Below are 14,997 nucleotides of genomic sequence, written 5' to 3'. Positions count from 1 at the left end.
GGCGGGGGTCGCGCGCCCTGGCCGGGGCCGGTTCGGGTGAGGATGGCGGGGTGACGACACAGCTCGGGGATCTCGAAGAGGCGTTGCGGGCGCGGGTGCGCGGGGAGGTCCGGTTCGATCCGCAGGCCCGGGGGCTGTACTCGATGGACGCCTCCAACCACCGCCACGTGCCGCCGGGCGTGGTCGCCCCGCTGGACGCGGACGACGTGGTTGCCGCGCTGGCGGTGTGCCACGAACTCGGGGCGCCGGTGACGGTACGCGGCGGCGGCACCAGTATCGCCGGCCAGGCCACGGGCAATGGGGTGGTGCTCGACCTCGCGCGGCACCTGAACCGGATCCACATGGTCGACCCGACGACGCGGATCGCGCACGTCGAGCCCGGCGTGGTGCTGGACGACCTGCGCCGGGCGGCGGGCCGATACGGGCTGACCTTCGGCCCGGACCCCTCCACGCACAGCCGCTGCACCCTCGGCGGCATGATCGGCAACGACGCGTGCGGGTCGCACTCGGTCGCGTGGGGCCGGACGAGCGCCAACGTCGAGTGGCTGGACATCGCGACGGTGGACGGCACCCGGATGCGGGTCGGGCGGGGTGAGCCGGTGCCTGCGACGGGGCGGGCGGGCGAGATCCATGCCGCTGCGATCGCGCTGGCCGACGCCAACCTGGCGCTGATCCGCCGGGGCTTCTCGGTGCTGCCGCGCCGGGTCTCCGGCTACCCGCTGGATCGGCTGCTGCCGGAGCACGGGCGCGACCTGGCGCGGGCGCTGGTCGGTACGGAGGGGACCTGCGCGGTCGTGCTCGGGGCGGGCGTGCGCCTGGTCGAGGCGCCGAAGGCGCGCGTGTTGGCCGTGCTCGGGTATGCCGACGACTTCGCGGCGGCCGACGCGGCGCCGACGCTGCTGCGGTACGGGCCGCTGACCGTGGAGAGCCTGAGCGCGGGTCTGGTCGCCCTGGCGTCCTCCGCGCGCGGGGTGGCACTGCCGCCGGGCGCGGCGTGGTTGTTCGTCGAGGTGGGCGGGGACACGGTCGCCGAGGCGGCCGGGAAGGCGCGCGAGTTGGCCGGCGGCGGACCGTCGCTCGTGGTCACCGATCCGGCCGGGCAGCGGGCGCTGTGGCGGATCCGGGAGGAGGCGTCGGGCACCGCGACGCGGATGGCCGACGGCTCCGAGGCGTGGCCGGGCTGGGAGGACACGGCGGTGCCGCCGGTGCGACTGGGCGCGTATCTGCGGGAGTTGGCCGAGCTGATGCGGCGGCATGGGCTGCGCGGATTGCCGTACGGGCACTTCGGTGAGGGTTGTGTACACATCCGGATCGACTTCGACCTGCTCACCACGCGCGGGGTCGCGGCGTATCGGGCCTTCGCCGGCGACCTGGCCGATCTGGTGGTCGCGCACGGAGGTTCGTTGTCCGGGGAGCACGGGGACGGGCAGGCTCGGGCCGAGTTCCTGCCCCGGATGTACGGGCCGGAGATCGTCGAACTGTTCGGCCGGTTCAAGGCGATCTGGGATCCGGCGGGGCTGTTGAATCCGGGCGTCCTGGTTCGTCCACACCCTGTGGACGGCGATCTGCGGTTCACCGGGATGCGTACTCCGGTGTCGGTGGAGTTCGGCTATCCGGCCGACGGCGGCGACTTCGCGGCGGCGGTGCGGCGCTGCGTGGGTGTGGGCAAGTGCCGCGAGTCGGCGGAGAACGCGTCGGGCGGGGTGATGTGTCCGTCGTTCCGGGTCACCGGCGAGGAGGCGCACTCGACGCGCGGCCGGGCCCGGTTGTTGCACGAGATGTTGATCGGCGAGGTGATCACCGACGGCTGGCGGTCCACCGAGGTGCGCGACGCGCTCGACCTGTGCCTGTCCTGCAAGGGCTGCCGCAGCGACTGTCCGGTGGATGTGGACATGGCCACGTACAAGGCCGAGTTCCTGCACCACCACTACCGGGGCCGGGTGCGGCCGGCGGCACACTACGCGCTGGGCAACCTGCCGCTGTGGGCGCGGGCGGTGGGGGCGGTGCCGGGGCTCGCGGGCGCGGTGAACGCGGTGACGGGGGTGCCGGCGGTGCGGCGGGTGGCGTTGGGGGCGGCCGGGTTGGATCGGAGTCGGGAGATTCCGCCGTTCGCCGCCGTGCCGTTCACCCGGTGGTGGCGCGATCGGCCCCGGGTGGTGGGGAGTTCGCGGCCTCGGGTGGTGTTGTGGCCGGACACGTTCACCAACCGCTTCCGGCCTTCGGTGGGGCGCGCGGCGGTCGAGGTGCTGGAGGCGGCCGGTCTGGAGGTGGTGGTGCCGCCGGGGTCGGTGTGCTGCGGGCTGACGTGGGTGTCGACCGGGCAACTGGGCGTGGCGAGGCGGGTGATGGCCCGCACGATGCGCACGCTGCGGCCGGCTCTGGACGCCGGGCTGCCGATCGTCGGCCTGGAACCGTCCTGCGCGGCGGCGTTGCGGACGGATGTCCCGGAACTGCTCGGTGCGGAGGCCGCTGCGGGGTTGGCCGAGTCGGTGCGGACCTTCGCCCAGGCGCTGGAGGAGTACGCCCCGAACTGGTCACCGCCGGCGGTGAACCGCGAGGTGACGGGCCAACTCCACTGCCACCAGCACGCGGTATTGGGCGACGCCGCCGACCGCCGCCTCCGCACCCGAACCGGCCTGACCGGCGACCTGGCGGGCGGCTGCTGCGGCCTGGCCGGCAACTTCGGCTACGAGGCGGCCCACGCCGACCTGTCGAGAGCGGTGGCAGCCGACCGCCTGATGCCGGCGCTGTCGGCGGCGGCCCCGGAAGCCCTCACACTGGCCGACGGCTTCAGCTGCGCCACCCAGATCACCCACGTAAGCGACCGCCACCCACGCCACATGGCCGAACTCTTGGCGGAGGCCCTACGGGCGGGCGACGGGGCGCGCGAAGCTTGATGCGGCGCGGTGCAGTGCGGGCGGGGCGTACGGGGTGCGGCTTGACGTTGCAGTCAGGGTGCGTCACGAGCCGGGGTCGGCGTTAGTTCGGCGGCGAATTTGTGGGTGCGGGTTGCGTTGGGGTGGGTCGGGGTCGGCGGGTGGGGTTTCGAGACGCGGGTTCTTGATGAGGCATGGGCGTTGCTCGGCGAAATCCGACCGACAGCGGTGGGCTGGGGGCGGCTGGGTTGAATTCGCCGGGGGCCTTCCGGAACGGGCCGGGTGCTTCCGGTGAAAGTTGCGCCTTTGGTCGCGTGGGCCGGTCCGGGGCGGGCCAGAGTCGCCGGGTTGGTCGCCGCCAGCGTGCGGGGCTCCGAGACTCGAAGCTCCGGACGAGACGGGTGTGTCGCTCGGCGAAAACCGGCCGGCAGCGGGGAGCGGGCGAGGGGTCGGATCGAGTCCTCCGAGGAGCCTTCCCGAATGGGGCGCGGCGGTTCGGGGCGTTTGGAGAGAAGCTGGGGTTCGAAACCGGATTGCGGTGGGTGGTTGTGGCCTTTCGAGCTTCGGTGACCTGCAGTTTTGCGCAGCCGGGGCGGAAATTCGGGGATCGAGTGCCGGTTTCGTGCGCTCAGACCCCCGAGGACCGCTGTAGAGACCGAAACTGCAGAGTCAGAGTCGACTTCGCGTGCTGCGACCTCGCAAAGGCCATCGAGGAGACCGAAACGCCTGCTGGAAACCGAAACCGGATCCCGAGACGCCCGAAACCTCTCCCATTGACGCTGACCTGCGGTTTTCTCCCGCACAAAGTTTGCGGCGCCCCACGGGATCCGGTTCCGTGAGTCGTCCGTCACCCACACACTCACCGCACGCGAGATCACCCGCCCCATTCGGGAAGGCTCCTCGGAGGACTCGATCCGACCCCTCGCCCGCTCCCCGCTGCCGGCCGGTTTTCGCCGAGCGACACACCCGTCTCGTCCGGAGCTTCGAGTCTCGGAGCCCCGCACGCTGGCGGCGACCAACCCGGCGACTCTGGCCCGCCCCGGACCGGCCCACGCGACCAAAGGCGCAACTTTCACCGGAAGCACCCGGCCCGTTCCGGAAGGCCCCCGGCGAATTCAACCCAGCCGCCCCCAGCCCACCGCTGTCGGTCGGATTTCGCCGAGCAACGCCCATGCCTCATCAAGAACCCGCGTCTCGAAACCCCACCCGCCGACCCCGACCCACCCCAACGCAACCCGCACCCACAAATTCGCCGGAGAGCTCAGCCCACTCGCCGCTCGATAGGTGGGATGTCCTGGCGGCTTCCCTGGCAACGCCCGGCGTGGATTCCGGCGAGGCGTCGCTACCCGGGTCGCTCGTCGTGTCACCCACCCCGGGCGTCTCCCCGACCTCTCCTGAACCGTCAGCGGTTGCCGGTCATCGTGAACGGCCGTGCCAGTCCCCGTGGTTCGAGGTCGAAGCGGCACCACACCGTCTTGCCGCCGGTCCCGACCGGGCTCCACGAGACCAGATCCGCGACCGCCTCCACCATCCGCAAACCCCGCAACGACCCGACGATCCGCTCCGGCGCCGCCGCCGAGGGCTCCATCACCCACCGCCCCGGCACCACCGGCGGCCGAGGATCGTCGTCCCGAACCTCGATCGCCACCGCCCGCTTCGGCCAAAACGACAACCGCACCGTGAACGACCGCCGCATCCACCCCACCTGCTGATCCGGCATCCCCGCGTGCACGATCGCGTTGGTCGCCAACTCCGAAGCGCACAACATCGCATCGTCGGTCAACTCCAACAGATTCCAATCCGCCAGAGCCGCCCACGTCAACGCCCGCACCTGCCGCACCGCCTCCGGATGCGCCTCCCAGGCCCGCTGCCGCACCCACACCGGCACCCACCCCGGCCCCCGAAGTGTCGCCCCCAGCCACCGCTCCCCAGGACTGAGCAGCCCGTCAGCCTCCGACCACGCCTGCTCGGGAGCGGCATCCCGCTCGTCGTTCTTTGATGGAACCCGCCTGACCACGTGCCGTACGCCGGGTCGGCCCCTTCGTGTTGTGCCCATGCCATCAGCATCAGAGGAGCAGCCGGCGAGCTCCATGACTGTTGCATGCCATCGGTATGCCGTTCCACCATCCGCGAATATGACATCGGCTCACCCTTATCGCGCACCGAGCGCTACCGTGGGTGACCATTGCCTCCCCGCAAGCTTCGGAGTCTCGTTGGCTGCCACCGAGGACAGGAAACCGAATGCCGTCCTGCGTCGACTACGCGTAGAGGTACGCCACCAAACGCGCGAGGAGTTCGCCGCGTCGATGGCCGAGGCGGCACGGGAGTTGGGTCTCAACTGTGCATGCAACTGGCGTTATGTGGCCCATCTTGAAGATGGCACCATTCGCATGCCGGGACCGGCCTACCGCCGAATCCTGGAACGCACGACCGGGCAGAACTTCTCGTCTCTCGGCTGGAACCTCGATGACGAGTCCGGCGGTTCCGCGCGTGTCCCCGGCCTTACGGTCGAGGTGACGTCACCTTTACGAGTGAACCGCCCCTGGGGCCAGGACGGAGACGATCGCGTGCTGCGTCGAGAGTTCGTGCAGGCATCCATGGCAACGATGGGTCTCGCAACCGCAGCCGACCCGGCTCCATCGTCGGCGATCGGTCATCGCATCGGGCTGAGCACCGTACGTCAACTTTCCGCGCGCACGGCGCGGTTGCGTCGACTCGACAACTTTCTGGGTGGGGGCGAGACATACGACTTGTACAAGGCGGAACTCGACCTCACCAGAGTCATCATCCGGACGACCGGCTATGACGAAGCCACCGGGCGGGCATTGGTGGCGCTCGTCGCCGAGCAAGCACAGCAGGCGGGCTGGGCCGCGTTCGATGCCGGACGGCACGACGAAGCCGCCAAGCTCTACGAGACGAGTCTGACTGCGGCGCGTGAGGCCGGAGACAGGTCTCTTGCCGCGAACGCGCTCGCCTACAGCGCCTACCAGCGTGTGAGCGATGATCGTTCCGGCGTGGAGTTGGCCGCTGCCGCTTGCGAAACCGCAGGACGTCAAGCGCCCCGGAGTGTGCAGGCGTTGTTGCTGGAACGACTCGCATGGGCATGTGCCGCCAATGGCCGGACGGCCGAGGCGGAGCGCTCGCTCGCGATGGCGGAGGCAGCGTTGGACCGCGCGGACGACCAACCCCAGCCGGATTGGTCGGCCTGGGTCGACCGTGACGAAATTCGGATCATGACCGGGCGTTGCTGGGCCGAACTTCGCAGGCCGCTACGCGCCGTTCCGGTGCTCGAAGACGTACTGCGGAGATTCGACGACAGCCATGCCCGCGACAAGGCGCTCTACCTGACGTGGCTTGCCGATGCCTACGCCGGCGCGGGCGAGGTCGAGCAGGCTGCCGTGACGATCGCCCATTCGCTCGATCTGTCGACGGGAGTCGGATCGGTCCGCCCCCGACGACGAGCCGTCACCGTCCTCGAGAAGTTGGCTCCACACCGCACACTGCCGCCGGTAGCGGCCGTGTTCGAGCGGCTGTCGGCCAGGTCCTAGGCCCGATCGGAGGCGACGGTACGGCCGATCCACTCCAGGTATGGTGCCGACCCGGAGACCAACGGCACGGCCGAGACCTCCGGATTCGTCCACGGATGGCGTTCCAGGATGTGAGTTTCGAGTTCGGTATAGCGGGCTGCCGTGGTCTTGAAGGACGTCTGCCACTCCTCGCCCTCGCCGAGTCGCCCCTCGTGCCAGAAGACGGACGACACCGGGCCGGTCACGTGGGCGCTCGCGGCGAGCTTCGCAGCGACAGCCGAGCGAGCCAGTCGCATCGCCGCTTCGTGCGATTCCGCCGCCGTCGACACGACCAGGTAGTCAACCATGTGCAGATCCTACTGAGGGGGATTCGAACGCGGGCGGATCATTCCCTCTGAGCGATTGCTCGTCGCCTCCGGCGGCGAGTGACCCGCCCCGCTCCGCCCGGCAGGTCGCTCAGACCAGATCGCCCGGGTCGGTGTTGGCGCCGCACAGTATTACGGCGACCTTTTCGCCTTGGGCCGGGGTGTACGCGCCTGTGGACAGGGCGGCCAATGCCGTGGCGGCGGCGTGTTCCACGACGATGCGGAAGTTGTCCCACAGGGCTTGGCGGGATTCGATGATGGCCTTGTCGGAGACCAGGACCGAGAAGGCGCCGGTGCGGCGGGCGGTGGCCAGGGCCGTGGTCGAGACGCGGCGGGCGCCCAGGGAGTCGGCGGCCACCGAGTCGACCGGGACGTCGACCACCTCGCCCGCCTCCAAGGCCGCGTTCAGGGCGCGGCAGTTCTCCGGCTCGACCGCCACCGTGCGGATCCCGTGTTCCTCGGCGGCGGTGGCCACGCCCGCGAACAGGCCGCCGCCGCCCACCGCGACGACGATCGTGTCCAGCTTGCCCGGCACCCCCGCGACGAGTTCCGGGACCAGCGTGCCGGCGCCTGCCGCGATCAGCGGATTGTCGTACGCGTGCGACAACAGCGCGCCCGTCTCCTCGGCGAACCGCGTGGACGCCTCCAGGGCGTCCGCGTACTCCCGGCCCACGAGCAGCACGTCGGCCCCGTACGAGCGCAGCCGCTCCACCTTGATCCGCGGCGCCGTCTCCGGCAGGAACACCGTCGCGCGCACCCCCGCGCTGCGCGCCGCCCACGCGCAGGCCAGCCCCGCGTTGCCGCCGGAGGCGATCACCACGCCGGCCTCGGGCATGGTGCCCGCCTCGATGTGCGCGGTGGTGAAGTTCGCCGCGCCGCGCGCCTTGAACGATCCGGTGTGCTGGATGTACTCCAGCGCCAGCCACACGTGCGGCGAGGGGTGGATGGGCATCAGGGTGACCGGCTGGGTCAGCCCCACGATGCGCTCGGCGGCGTTCCTGATGTCGCCATAGGTCAGTTCCGGTGTGGCGGTATCCATGACGACCGACCCTATGGCTTGCCGGCCCGCCCGGTCCCGGCACCCGGCGGGGTCGATCCGGTGGCAATGCGGGAAGGCTCCCGCACGGCGTGTCACCGCACCGACAGCGCAAGGGGCGAATCGGTCCGATCCCTGACAGGCTGTCAATTGTGACGGTGTGGCCCCGGGGTCGAAGCTGACACGCCATCAGTTCTTTCCCCACGCACAGTAGGGAGGTGGGATGTCCGGCCACTTCGACGCGGGACAAACCCCCGAGGTCGCATCCCCGGCAGCACCGCAGGTCCAACGCCTGAAGGCGAATTCGGTCGGGCTCGTCGGCGTCGTGTTCATGGCGATCGCCACCGCCGCGCCGATCACCGCGATGACCGGAAACCTGCCGATCGCGGTCGGCTTCGGCAACGGCATCGGCGCCCCCGCGGGCTACCTGTTCGCGACCCTGGTGCTCAGCGTGTTCTCCATCGGCTACGTCGCGATGGCCAAGCACATCACCTCGGCGGGCGCCTTCTACGGCTACATCTCACACGGCCTGGGCCGGGTCGTGGGCATGGCCTCCGGACTGCTCGCGGTGCTGGCGTACGTGGTCTTCGAGGCCTCCATCGTCGGCATCTTCGCCTACTTCGCGGATACCACGGTCAACGCCCAGTTCGGCGTCGACCTCAACTGGTCGGTCTACGCCCTGGGCATGCTCGCGGTCACCGCGGTGTTGTCCTGGTTCGACATCCACCTCACCTCGCGCCTGCTCGGCGTGCTGCTGGTCGCCGAGGTCGCGGTGCTCGCCGCGATGGCGATCGCGGTGCTGGTCCAGGGCGGCGGGCCCGACGGGCTGTCCGCCGAGCCGATCAACCCGGCCAACGCGTTCAAGGGCGCGGCGGGGCTCGGTCTGTTCTTCGCGTTCTGGTCGTGGGTCGGCTTCGAGTCCACCGCCATGTACGGCGAGGAGTCGCGCGACCCGAAGAAGGTCATCCCGCGCGCCACGCTGATCTCGGTGATCGGCGTCGGCCTGTTCTACGTGTTCGTCTCCTGGATGGCGATCGACGGCAGCGGCCTGGAGAAGTCGAAGGAGATCGCGAGCGGATCCGCCCCGCTGGACGTCTTCTTCGGCCCGACCGGGGACTTCATCGGCGGCTGGGCGGTGGACTGGTTCCAGTGGCTGCTGATCACCGGCTCGTTCGCCTGCGGCATGGCCTTCCACCAGTGCGCGGCGCGCTACCTGTACGCGATCGGCCGCGAGGGCTTCATCTCCCGCAAACTCGGCAACACCCACCCGGTGCACGGCTCGCCGTACTTCGCCTCGTTCGTGCAGAGCATCATCGCCACCGGCATCGTGCTGCTGTTCCTGATCACCGATCAGGACCCGTACATACACCTCTACACACTGCTCGCGATCCTCGGCACGATGGCCATCCTGATCGTGCAGACATTGTGCTCGTTCGCGGTGATCGGCTACTTCCACGTCGGCAGGAACCACCCCGAGACGGCGCACTGGTTCCGCACCTTCCTGGCCCCGCTGCTCGGCGGCATCGCGATGATCGCGGTGGTGGTGCTGCTCCTGCAGAACATGGAGACCGCCGCCGGCGCCGCCTCCGACTCGCTGCTGTTCACGCTCACCCCGTACATCGTCGGCGGCGTCTTCGTCGGCGGCATCGCGCTGGCGCTGTACATGCGGGCCCGCAGCCCGGAACGCTACGAGCTGATGGGCCGGATCATCCTGGAGGAGGCCGGCGAACGGGACGACGACGAACACCCCGACGACGCCCCGGTGTCGGTACGCTCCTGACCCGCGCGTCGGGTCGTTCGCGGGGCGCGCGCGTGGATCGTGCGCCCTGCGAACGGCTCCCCCGGAAGGGTGGAGCCGGCCCCGAGGGGGGAATGTCGGGCCGACGCGTGTGGACACGAGGTTAGGCAAGGCTTACCTTCGGATCATGTCCGTGCTCGATCTTCGTCAGCCCGCGCCGTGCCCCGCGTTCGCGGAGACCTTCCGTGCGCTCGGTGCCGCGTGTCCACTGATCACGGTCGAGCCCGGGCGTCCCGCCGTCGGCATGCTGCACGCCTCGCGGATGGCCGAGGACCCCGACGTGCTCGCCGAGATGCTGGCCGCCGAGCGCGCCCGGATCGGCGCGACCCTGGCGGCCGAGCCGCGCGCCGACGCGATCGCGATGTGGGCGCTGCACGGCTACGCCTGGTACGCCTGCCTGATGCTGACCGGCCCGTGGTTCCTGTGCCGCCGGGTCCCGCTGGTGGCCCTGGACGAGGTGTGGATCGCGCCCGGGTCCGAGCGGGTGGGCCGCTCCTTCACGGTCACCTCGAACACCTTCGCCTGCCTGCCTGACGACCCCGACGCGAACGCGCCCGGCGCGCGGGTGGTGGCCGACGAGGCGGCGCTGCGGGCGCTGCTGCGTGATCGGGTGGCCGAACACGTCGAGCCGCTGCTGGTCGCGTTCCGACCGCATCTGCGTCGGGGCGAGCGGGTGTTGTGGTCGATGGTGGCCGACGAGGTGGTGAGCGGCGTCTGGTATCTGGGGCGCACGCTGGGCGAGGGTGATCGCGCGGTGCGCGAACTGGGGGAACTGCTTCCCGGTGATGTCGGTCGGTTCAAGCGCGAGGCGGGCTTTCGGGTGCTTGCGGGGACCGAGGGGCGCAGCCACTGCAATCGCACGCAGAGCGTGTGCTGTCTTTGGTACACGCTTGATTCGGCCGCGCTGTGCAGTACGTGTCCGCGGGCGTCCGATGCGCGGCAGGTGGCGATCCTGGAGGGGCGTGGCTGACCCCGCTTCGCGGGGTTCGTGCGCGCGCACCCGCCCACCCGTCGCGTTGTCGACGGAGGCTGCGGATTTACGGCAGTGGGGCGGCCCGACCGGGCCTCGCGGCCGGGTTCGGGACATGGCGAAACCCCGTTCCCTCGTGAGGAACGGGGTTTCGTTCGGAGCGTCGAGAAGCAGCGATCCGTGCTCGGAGATCGGTGCCGGTGAGCGCCGGTCAGTGCTTCAGGTTGCGGACCGTGTCGTCGTAGCCTGCGACCTCGGTGATCGGGCGGGTGCCCGGGCCGATGTAGCGGGCAGCCGGGCGGACCAGGCGCGAGGTGCGCTTGTGCTCCAGGATGTGCGCGCTCCACCCGGCGGTGCGGGCGCAGGTGAACATCGAGGTGAACATGTGCGCCGGCACCTCGGCGAAGTCCAGCATCACCGCGGCCCAGAACTCCACGTTGGTGGCCAGGATCCGGTCGGGACGCCGAGCCTGGAGTTCTTCGAGCGCCGCCTTCTCCAGCGCCGCGGCCACCTCGTAGCGAGGTGCCCCCAGCTCCTTGGCCGTGCGGCGCAGCACACGCGCACGGGGGTCCTCGGCGCGATACACCCGGTGGCCGAAGCCCATCAGGCGCTCGCCCCGGTCCAGGACACCCTTGACGTACGCCGTGGCGTCGCCGGTGCGCTCGATCTCCTCGATCATGTGCAGCACGCGCGAGGGCGCGCCGCCGTGCAGCGGGCCGGACATCGCGCCGACCGCGCCGGACAGACACGCCGCGACGTCGGCACCGGTGCCCGCGATCACGCGCGCGGTGAACGTCGACGCGTTCATGCCGTGCTCGGCCGCCGACGTCCAGTAGGCGTCGACCGCCTTGACGTGCTGCGGGTCCGGCTCGCCACGCCAGCGGATCATGAAGCGCTCGACGATCGTCTGCGCCTTGTCGATCTCGCTCTGCGGCACCATCGGCTTCTCCAGGCCGCGGGCCGACTGGGCGACGTACGACAGCGCCATCACGGCGGCCCGGGCGAGGTCGTCCCGCGCCTGGGCGTCGTCGATGTCGTGCAGCGGTTTCAGACCCCACACCGGGGCGAGCATGGCCAGCGCGCTCTGCACGTCCACGCGGACATCGCCGGAATGGATGGGAATCGGAAACGGCTCGGCCGGCGGCAGGCCGGGGTTGAACGCCCCGTCCACCAGCAGGCCCCACACATTGCCGAACGAGACGTGGCCGACGAGGTCCTCGATGTCCACACCTCGGTACCGGAGCGCGCCACCCTCCTTGTCGGGTTCGGCGATCTCCGTCTCGAACGCTATGACTCCTTCGAGCCCGGGTACGAACTCGGACATCAGGCGGCTCCTCATGCGATCTCGACTGACTTGTGGCCGGGTCCTTCATACCCCGCCCCGCCACACCGTGTCTTCCCCCGAACGAGGCCGGGGAGCAGGGTGCCGATCAGGCTTCGCACCTGGGATCCACCGGTGTTTCGGGGAGGTGTTCCGGTCGGTCCGGGCGTGGCCGGGATGGTGCCTCGCCTGAAGGTATGGGCCGATCGAAGTCCGTTGTTCAGGATATCTCTCGATATCGAGACGACCTACTTCGGAACACTCCGGGGCGAGTGAGGTGGGGCACAAACCCACCCGGGACGGGATTGCCGGACGTCACCCGGTCGGGGGTGGTCGTGCCGCCGGTCGGCCCCGAGTGGTACTCGTTGTCCGTGGAGTTCACCGAGCTTGCCGCGATGCGCCGGCAGTACCGAGGCGAGGGCATCGACGTCGGCGCCCTGCCCTCGACCCCTTTCCCGATGTTCACCGCCTGGCTGGCCGAGGTGGCCCGGGCCGAGCTGCCCGAGCCGAACGCGATGGTGGTCGCGACCGCGACGCCGGACGGGCGGCCGAGCACCCGCACGGTCCTGCTCAAGGAGTTCGACGAGCGGGGCTTCGTCTTCTATACGAACTACGGCTCGCGCAAGGGCGTCGAGCTCGGCGCCAACCCGGCGGTGAGCCTGCTCTTCCCGTGGCACGCGCTGGCTCGCCAGGTGATCGTCACCGGTTCCGCCGAACGGGTGTCCCGAGAGGCGACCACCGAGTACTTCCGCTCCCGACCGCGCGGTTCGCGGATCGGTGCCTGGGCGAGCGAGCAGTCGAGGCCGGTCGCCGGGCGCGAGCAGTTGGAGAAGCGGTACGCGGAGGCCGAGGCGGGGTTCGCCGACATCGACGACATCCCGGTGCCGGAGTTCTGGGGCGGCTTTCGGGTGGTGCCCGAGACGGTGGAGTTCTGGCAGGGGCGGGAGAACCGGATGCACGACCGGCTGCGCTATCTGCGCGAGGGCGAGGGCGACGGGGACGTGTCGTGGCGGGTCGAGCGACTCAGCCCGTGAGGCGGGCCCTGCGGAGCAGGCCCGGTAAGCGGGCCCTGCCGGTGGGTCTGGCCGGTGGGTCCTGCCGTGGGTTCTGAAAAGCGGCCGGAAACGACAGCGACCCGCAGGTCGCTTCTCCGTCCACCTCGGTGAGGTGGGACGAAGGCCGGGGGACGATCCCGGCGACCTGCGGGTCGGGTGTCTGCCTGGTGTTGCCGGCCGCCTGCCTGCGTCCGTCGCGGTGCACTCACGACGGGGCCTGCCGAGCCGGTAAACCGGAGTGGCGGCTAGCGGGCAGCCACCTCACGCGTCCGAATGCTATGCAACTTCAGACCACCTCCTCTCCCGTGTGCCAGTGAGATTAGATCGGCGTCGGGGCGGGTGCAACGGATTTACGGGGTGCCCGATCCCACACCGGATCCAGGAATAGATGCAGGGCGCACTGGCTTGGATGTGGGGATGCCCCCTGCCCCTGACAAAGCCGTGGCGGGCGGCGTGGTGGGTCAGGTGCGCGGCGCGATCCACACCTGTTCGGCGTGTGCGGCCGGGCGGCCCTCGGCGTCGTAGAGCGTGGTGGCGGTGCGTACCTTGCGCCCGTCCCGGCCCAGGAGGCGGCCGAGTACCACGCACGGCTCGTCCGGGTAGGGCAGCGCGTACACGTGCGCGGTCATCCGGCCGAGCAGGAGCGCGGTGTCGCGGTCGATGCCGGTCCAGCCGCCGGGGCAGTCCAGCGCGGCCCAGACGAACTCCGGTGCCACCTGGCCGGTGTCCGGCGCGACCAGCGAGCCGTGCGGGGTCCACACGCACGCGTTGGTGTCCGGGCGGTCGGCCAGCATGCCCGGGAACAGCCGCAGGCCGTCGCCCTCGGCCCGATCCGGGCCGCACACGAAGCAGTCGGTGTACGGGTTCCACGTCGCGAAGCCCGGGTAGGACCGGCTCGCCTCGGCCGCCTCGGCGGGGGCGACCGGGTCGATCGGGGTGGGCAGCGGCAGTGCGGGGTCGACCGGGATGGCCTCCGCGATCGCCCCCGCGTCCTCCGCCAGGGTCAGCGTCCCGCTCGCGGCGTCGTGCGCGAGGGCCAGCGGACGGTCCAGCGGCACCGCGCGACGCAGCGTCACGGCCACCCCCGAGGCGATCCCGCCGACCGCACGTGTGGCCAGCAGGCCGGCCAGGTAGCCGCCGTTGCCCATGCCCGGCGGCCCGTTGAAGCGGCCGGGGACGACCAGCGGGGCACAGCGGGGGTCGGCCGCGCCGCCCGCGCCGGACGAGGTCTGCTCGGGGGAGTGGGACCGTGCGTTGGGATGCACTGCCGGGTTCACCTCAGGTAGAAGATCCGGTCCGCGTGTTCGGCCAGCAACCGCTCGTTCCACGCGTTGCCGCCGTCTATGTTCGCGGACATGAACACCGGGGGTTCGATCCCCCGGGAGACCAGGTGGCCGATCACGCCGACCATGAGTGTCTGCATCACCGCCGAGCACACCACACCCGAGGTCGGGCCGATCCGCTGGGGCACACCCTCCACCTCCAGCGCGGCGTCGCCGACCGCGATCGCGGTGTCCAGGACGATGTCGCAGTTGTCCAGGACCCGGGTGCCCGACGGGTGCCGCGCCGGCTCGGCCTCGCTGGCCTCGACCGAGGTCAGGCCGATCACCAGCGCGCCGCGCTCGCGCGCCCGGCGGGCCAGCTCCACCGGCAGCCCGTTGCGGCCGGACAGCGAGATCACCACGAGCGCGTCGCCCTCGCGCACCCCCGCGCCGTCCAGCACGGGACCGGCCAGCTCGGCCAGCTTCTCCACCGCGCTGCTGACGGTGATCGGACGCACGGTCAGCTCGTTGCCGGGGGCGATCAGCGGGTTGGCCAGGATCAGGCCGCCCGCGCGGTAGACCACGTCCTGCGCGGAGAGCGCGGAGTGCCCGCCGCCGAACACGAACAGCCGGCCGCCCTCCGCCAGGGCACCGGCGATCCGATCCGCGGCCCGGTCGATCGTGGGCAGTTCGACGTCCCGCAGCCGTTCCAGCAGCCCGATCGCCGCGTCGAGGTAGCGTGCGCCCAGCTCGACCATCCCCGGTCCTCCCGTTCGTCAGGAACTTC

At 70.9% G+C, this 14,997-nt stretch carries 11 protein-coding genes; 5 read left to right on the top strand and 6 right to left on the bottom strand.

Going from position 1 to position 14,997, the window contains the following annotated elements:
* Window positions 1–50 precede the first annotated feature (50 nt).
* Window positions 51–2,897, top strand: a complete 2,847-nt coding sequence (locus ACMXN5_RS13555) for an FAD-binding and (Fe-S)-binding domain-containing protein (RefSeq protein WP_439675474.1) — start codon at window positions 51–53, stop codon at window positions 2,895–2,897.
* 1,381 nt (window positions 2,898–4,278) lie between these two features.
* Here the strand turns inward: ACMXN5_RS13555 and ACMXN5_RS13550 are convergent.
* Complete coding sequence (locus ACMXN5_RS13550) at window positions 4,279–4,758, bottom strand: ATP-binding protein (protein WP_439675473.1); 480 nt, start codon at window positions 4,756–4,758, stop codon at window positions 4,279–4,281.
* A 331-nt stretch (window positions 4,759–5,089) separates the two neighbouring features.
* On the opposite strand from ACMXN5_RS13550, the gene ACMXN5_RS13545 reads away from it, so the two are divergent.
* Window positions 5,090–6,424, top strand: a complete 1,335-nt coding sequence (locus ACMXN5_RS13545) for an XRE family transcriptional regulator (RefSeq protein WP_439675472.1) — start codon at window positions 5,090–5,092, stop codon at window positions 6,422–6,424.
* Here the strand turns inward: ACMXN5_RS13545 and cutA are convergent.
* On the bottom strand, window positions 6,421–6,750 hold the full coding sequence (cutA, locus tag ACMXN5_RS13540; RefSeq protein WP_439675471.1) for a divalent-cation tolerance protein CutA: 330 nt from the start codon (window positions 6,748–6,750) through the stop codon (window positions 6,421–6,423). The genes ACMXN5_RS13545 and cutA overlap by 4 nt on opposite strands.
* A 109-nt stretch (window positions 6,751–6,859) precedes the next feature.
* Window positions 6,860–7,807, bottom strand: a complete 948-nt coding sequence (locus tag ACMXN5_RS13535) for a threonine/serine dehydratase (RefSeq protein WP_439675470.1) — start codon at window positions 7,805–7,807, stop codon at window positions 6,860–6,862.
* Between the two features lie 220 nt (window positions 7,808–8,027).
* On the opposite strand from ACMXN5_RS13535, the gene ACMXN5_RS13530 reads away from it, so the two are divergent.
* Both ACMXN5_RS13530 and ACMXN5_RS13525 read left to right on the top strand, forming a co-directional pair.
* On the top strand, window positions 8,028–9,584 hold the full coding sequence (locus ACMXN5_RS13530) for an APC family permease (RefSeq protein WP_439675469.1): 1,557 nt from the start codon (window positions 8,028–8,030) through the stop codon (window positions 9,582–9,584).
* Window positions 9,585–9,729: 145 nt separating this feature from the next.
* Window positions 9,730–10,572 carry a (2Fe-2S)-binding protein gene (locus tag ACMXN5_RS13525; protein WP_439675468.1) on the top strand — a complete coding sequence of 281 codons (843 nt, stop codon included), beginning with the start codon at window positions 9,730–9,732 and terminating at the stop codon, window positions 10,570–10,572.
* Window positions 10,573–10,783: 211 nt separating this feature from the next.
* Here ACMXN5_RS13525 and ACMXN5_RS13520 read toward each other — a convergent pair whose 3' ends face one another.
* Window positions 10,784–11,896, bottom strand: coding sequence for a citrate synthase 2 (locus tag ACMXN5_RS13520; RefSeq protein ID WP_078976741.1), 1,113 nt, complete (start codon window positions 11,894–11,896; stop codon window positions 10,784–10,786).
* 392 nt (window positions 11,897–12,288) lie between these two features.
* Here ACMXN5_RS13520 and pdxH point away from each other — a divergent pair, with 392 nt between their 5' ends.
* Window positions 12,289–12,927, top strand: a complete 639-nt coding sequence (pdxH, locus tag ACMXN5_RS13515) for a pyridoxamine 5'-phosphate oxidase (protein ID WP_439678000.1) — start codon at window positions 12,289–12,291, stop codon at window positions 12,925–12,927.
* 482 nt (window positions 12,928–13,409) lie between these two features.
* On the opposite strand, the gene ACMXN5_RS13510 is transcribed toward pdxH, so the two are convergent.
* On the bottom strand, window positions 13,410–14,213 hold the full coding sequence (locus ACMXN5_RS13510) for a hypothetical protein (protein WP_439675467.1): 804 nt from the start codon (window positions 14,211–14,213) through the stop codon (window positions 13,410–13,412).
* Between the two features lie 8 nt (window positions 14,214–14,221).
* Window positions 14,222–14,968, bottom strand: coding sequence for a sugar isomerase domain-containing protein (locus ACMXN5_RS13505; RefSeq protein WP_380042533.1), 747 nt, complete (start codon window positions 14,966–14,968; stop codon window positions 14,222–14,224).
* Window positions 14,969–14,997 lie beyond the last annotated feature (29 nt).

The organism is Embleya australiensis (genome assembly GCF_051903075.1).
Classification (GTDB): domain Bacteria; phylum Actinomycetota; class Actinomycetes; order Streptomycetales; family Streptomycetaceae; genus Embleya.
Note: the sequence above shows the minus strand (reverse complement) of the source record. Positions and strands in the feature narration are given on the sequence as shown.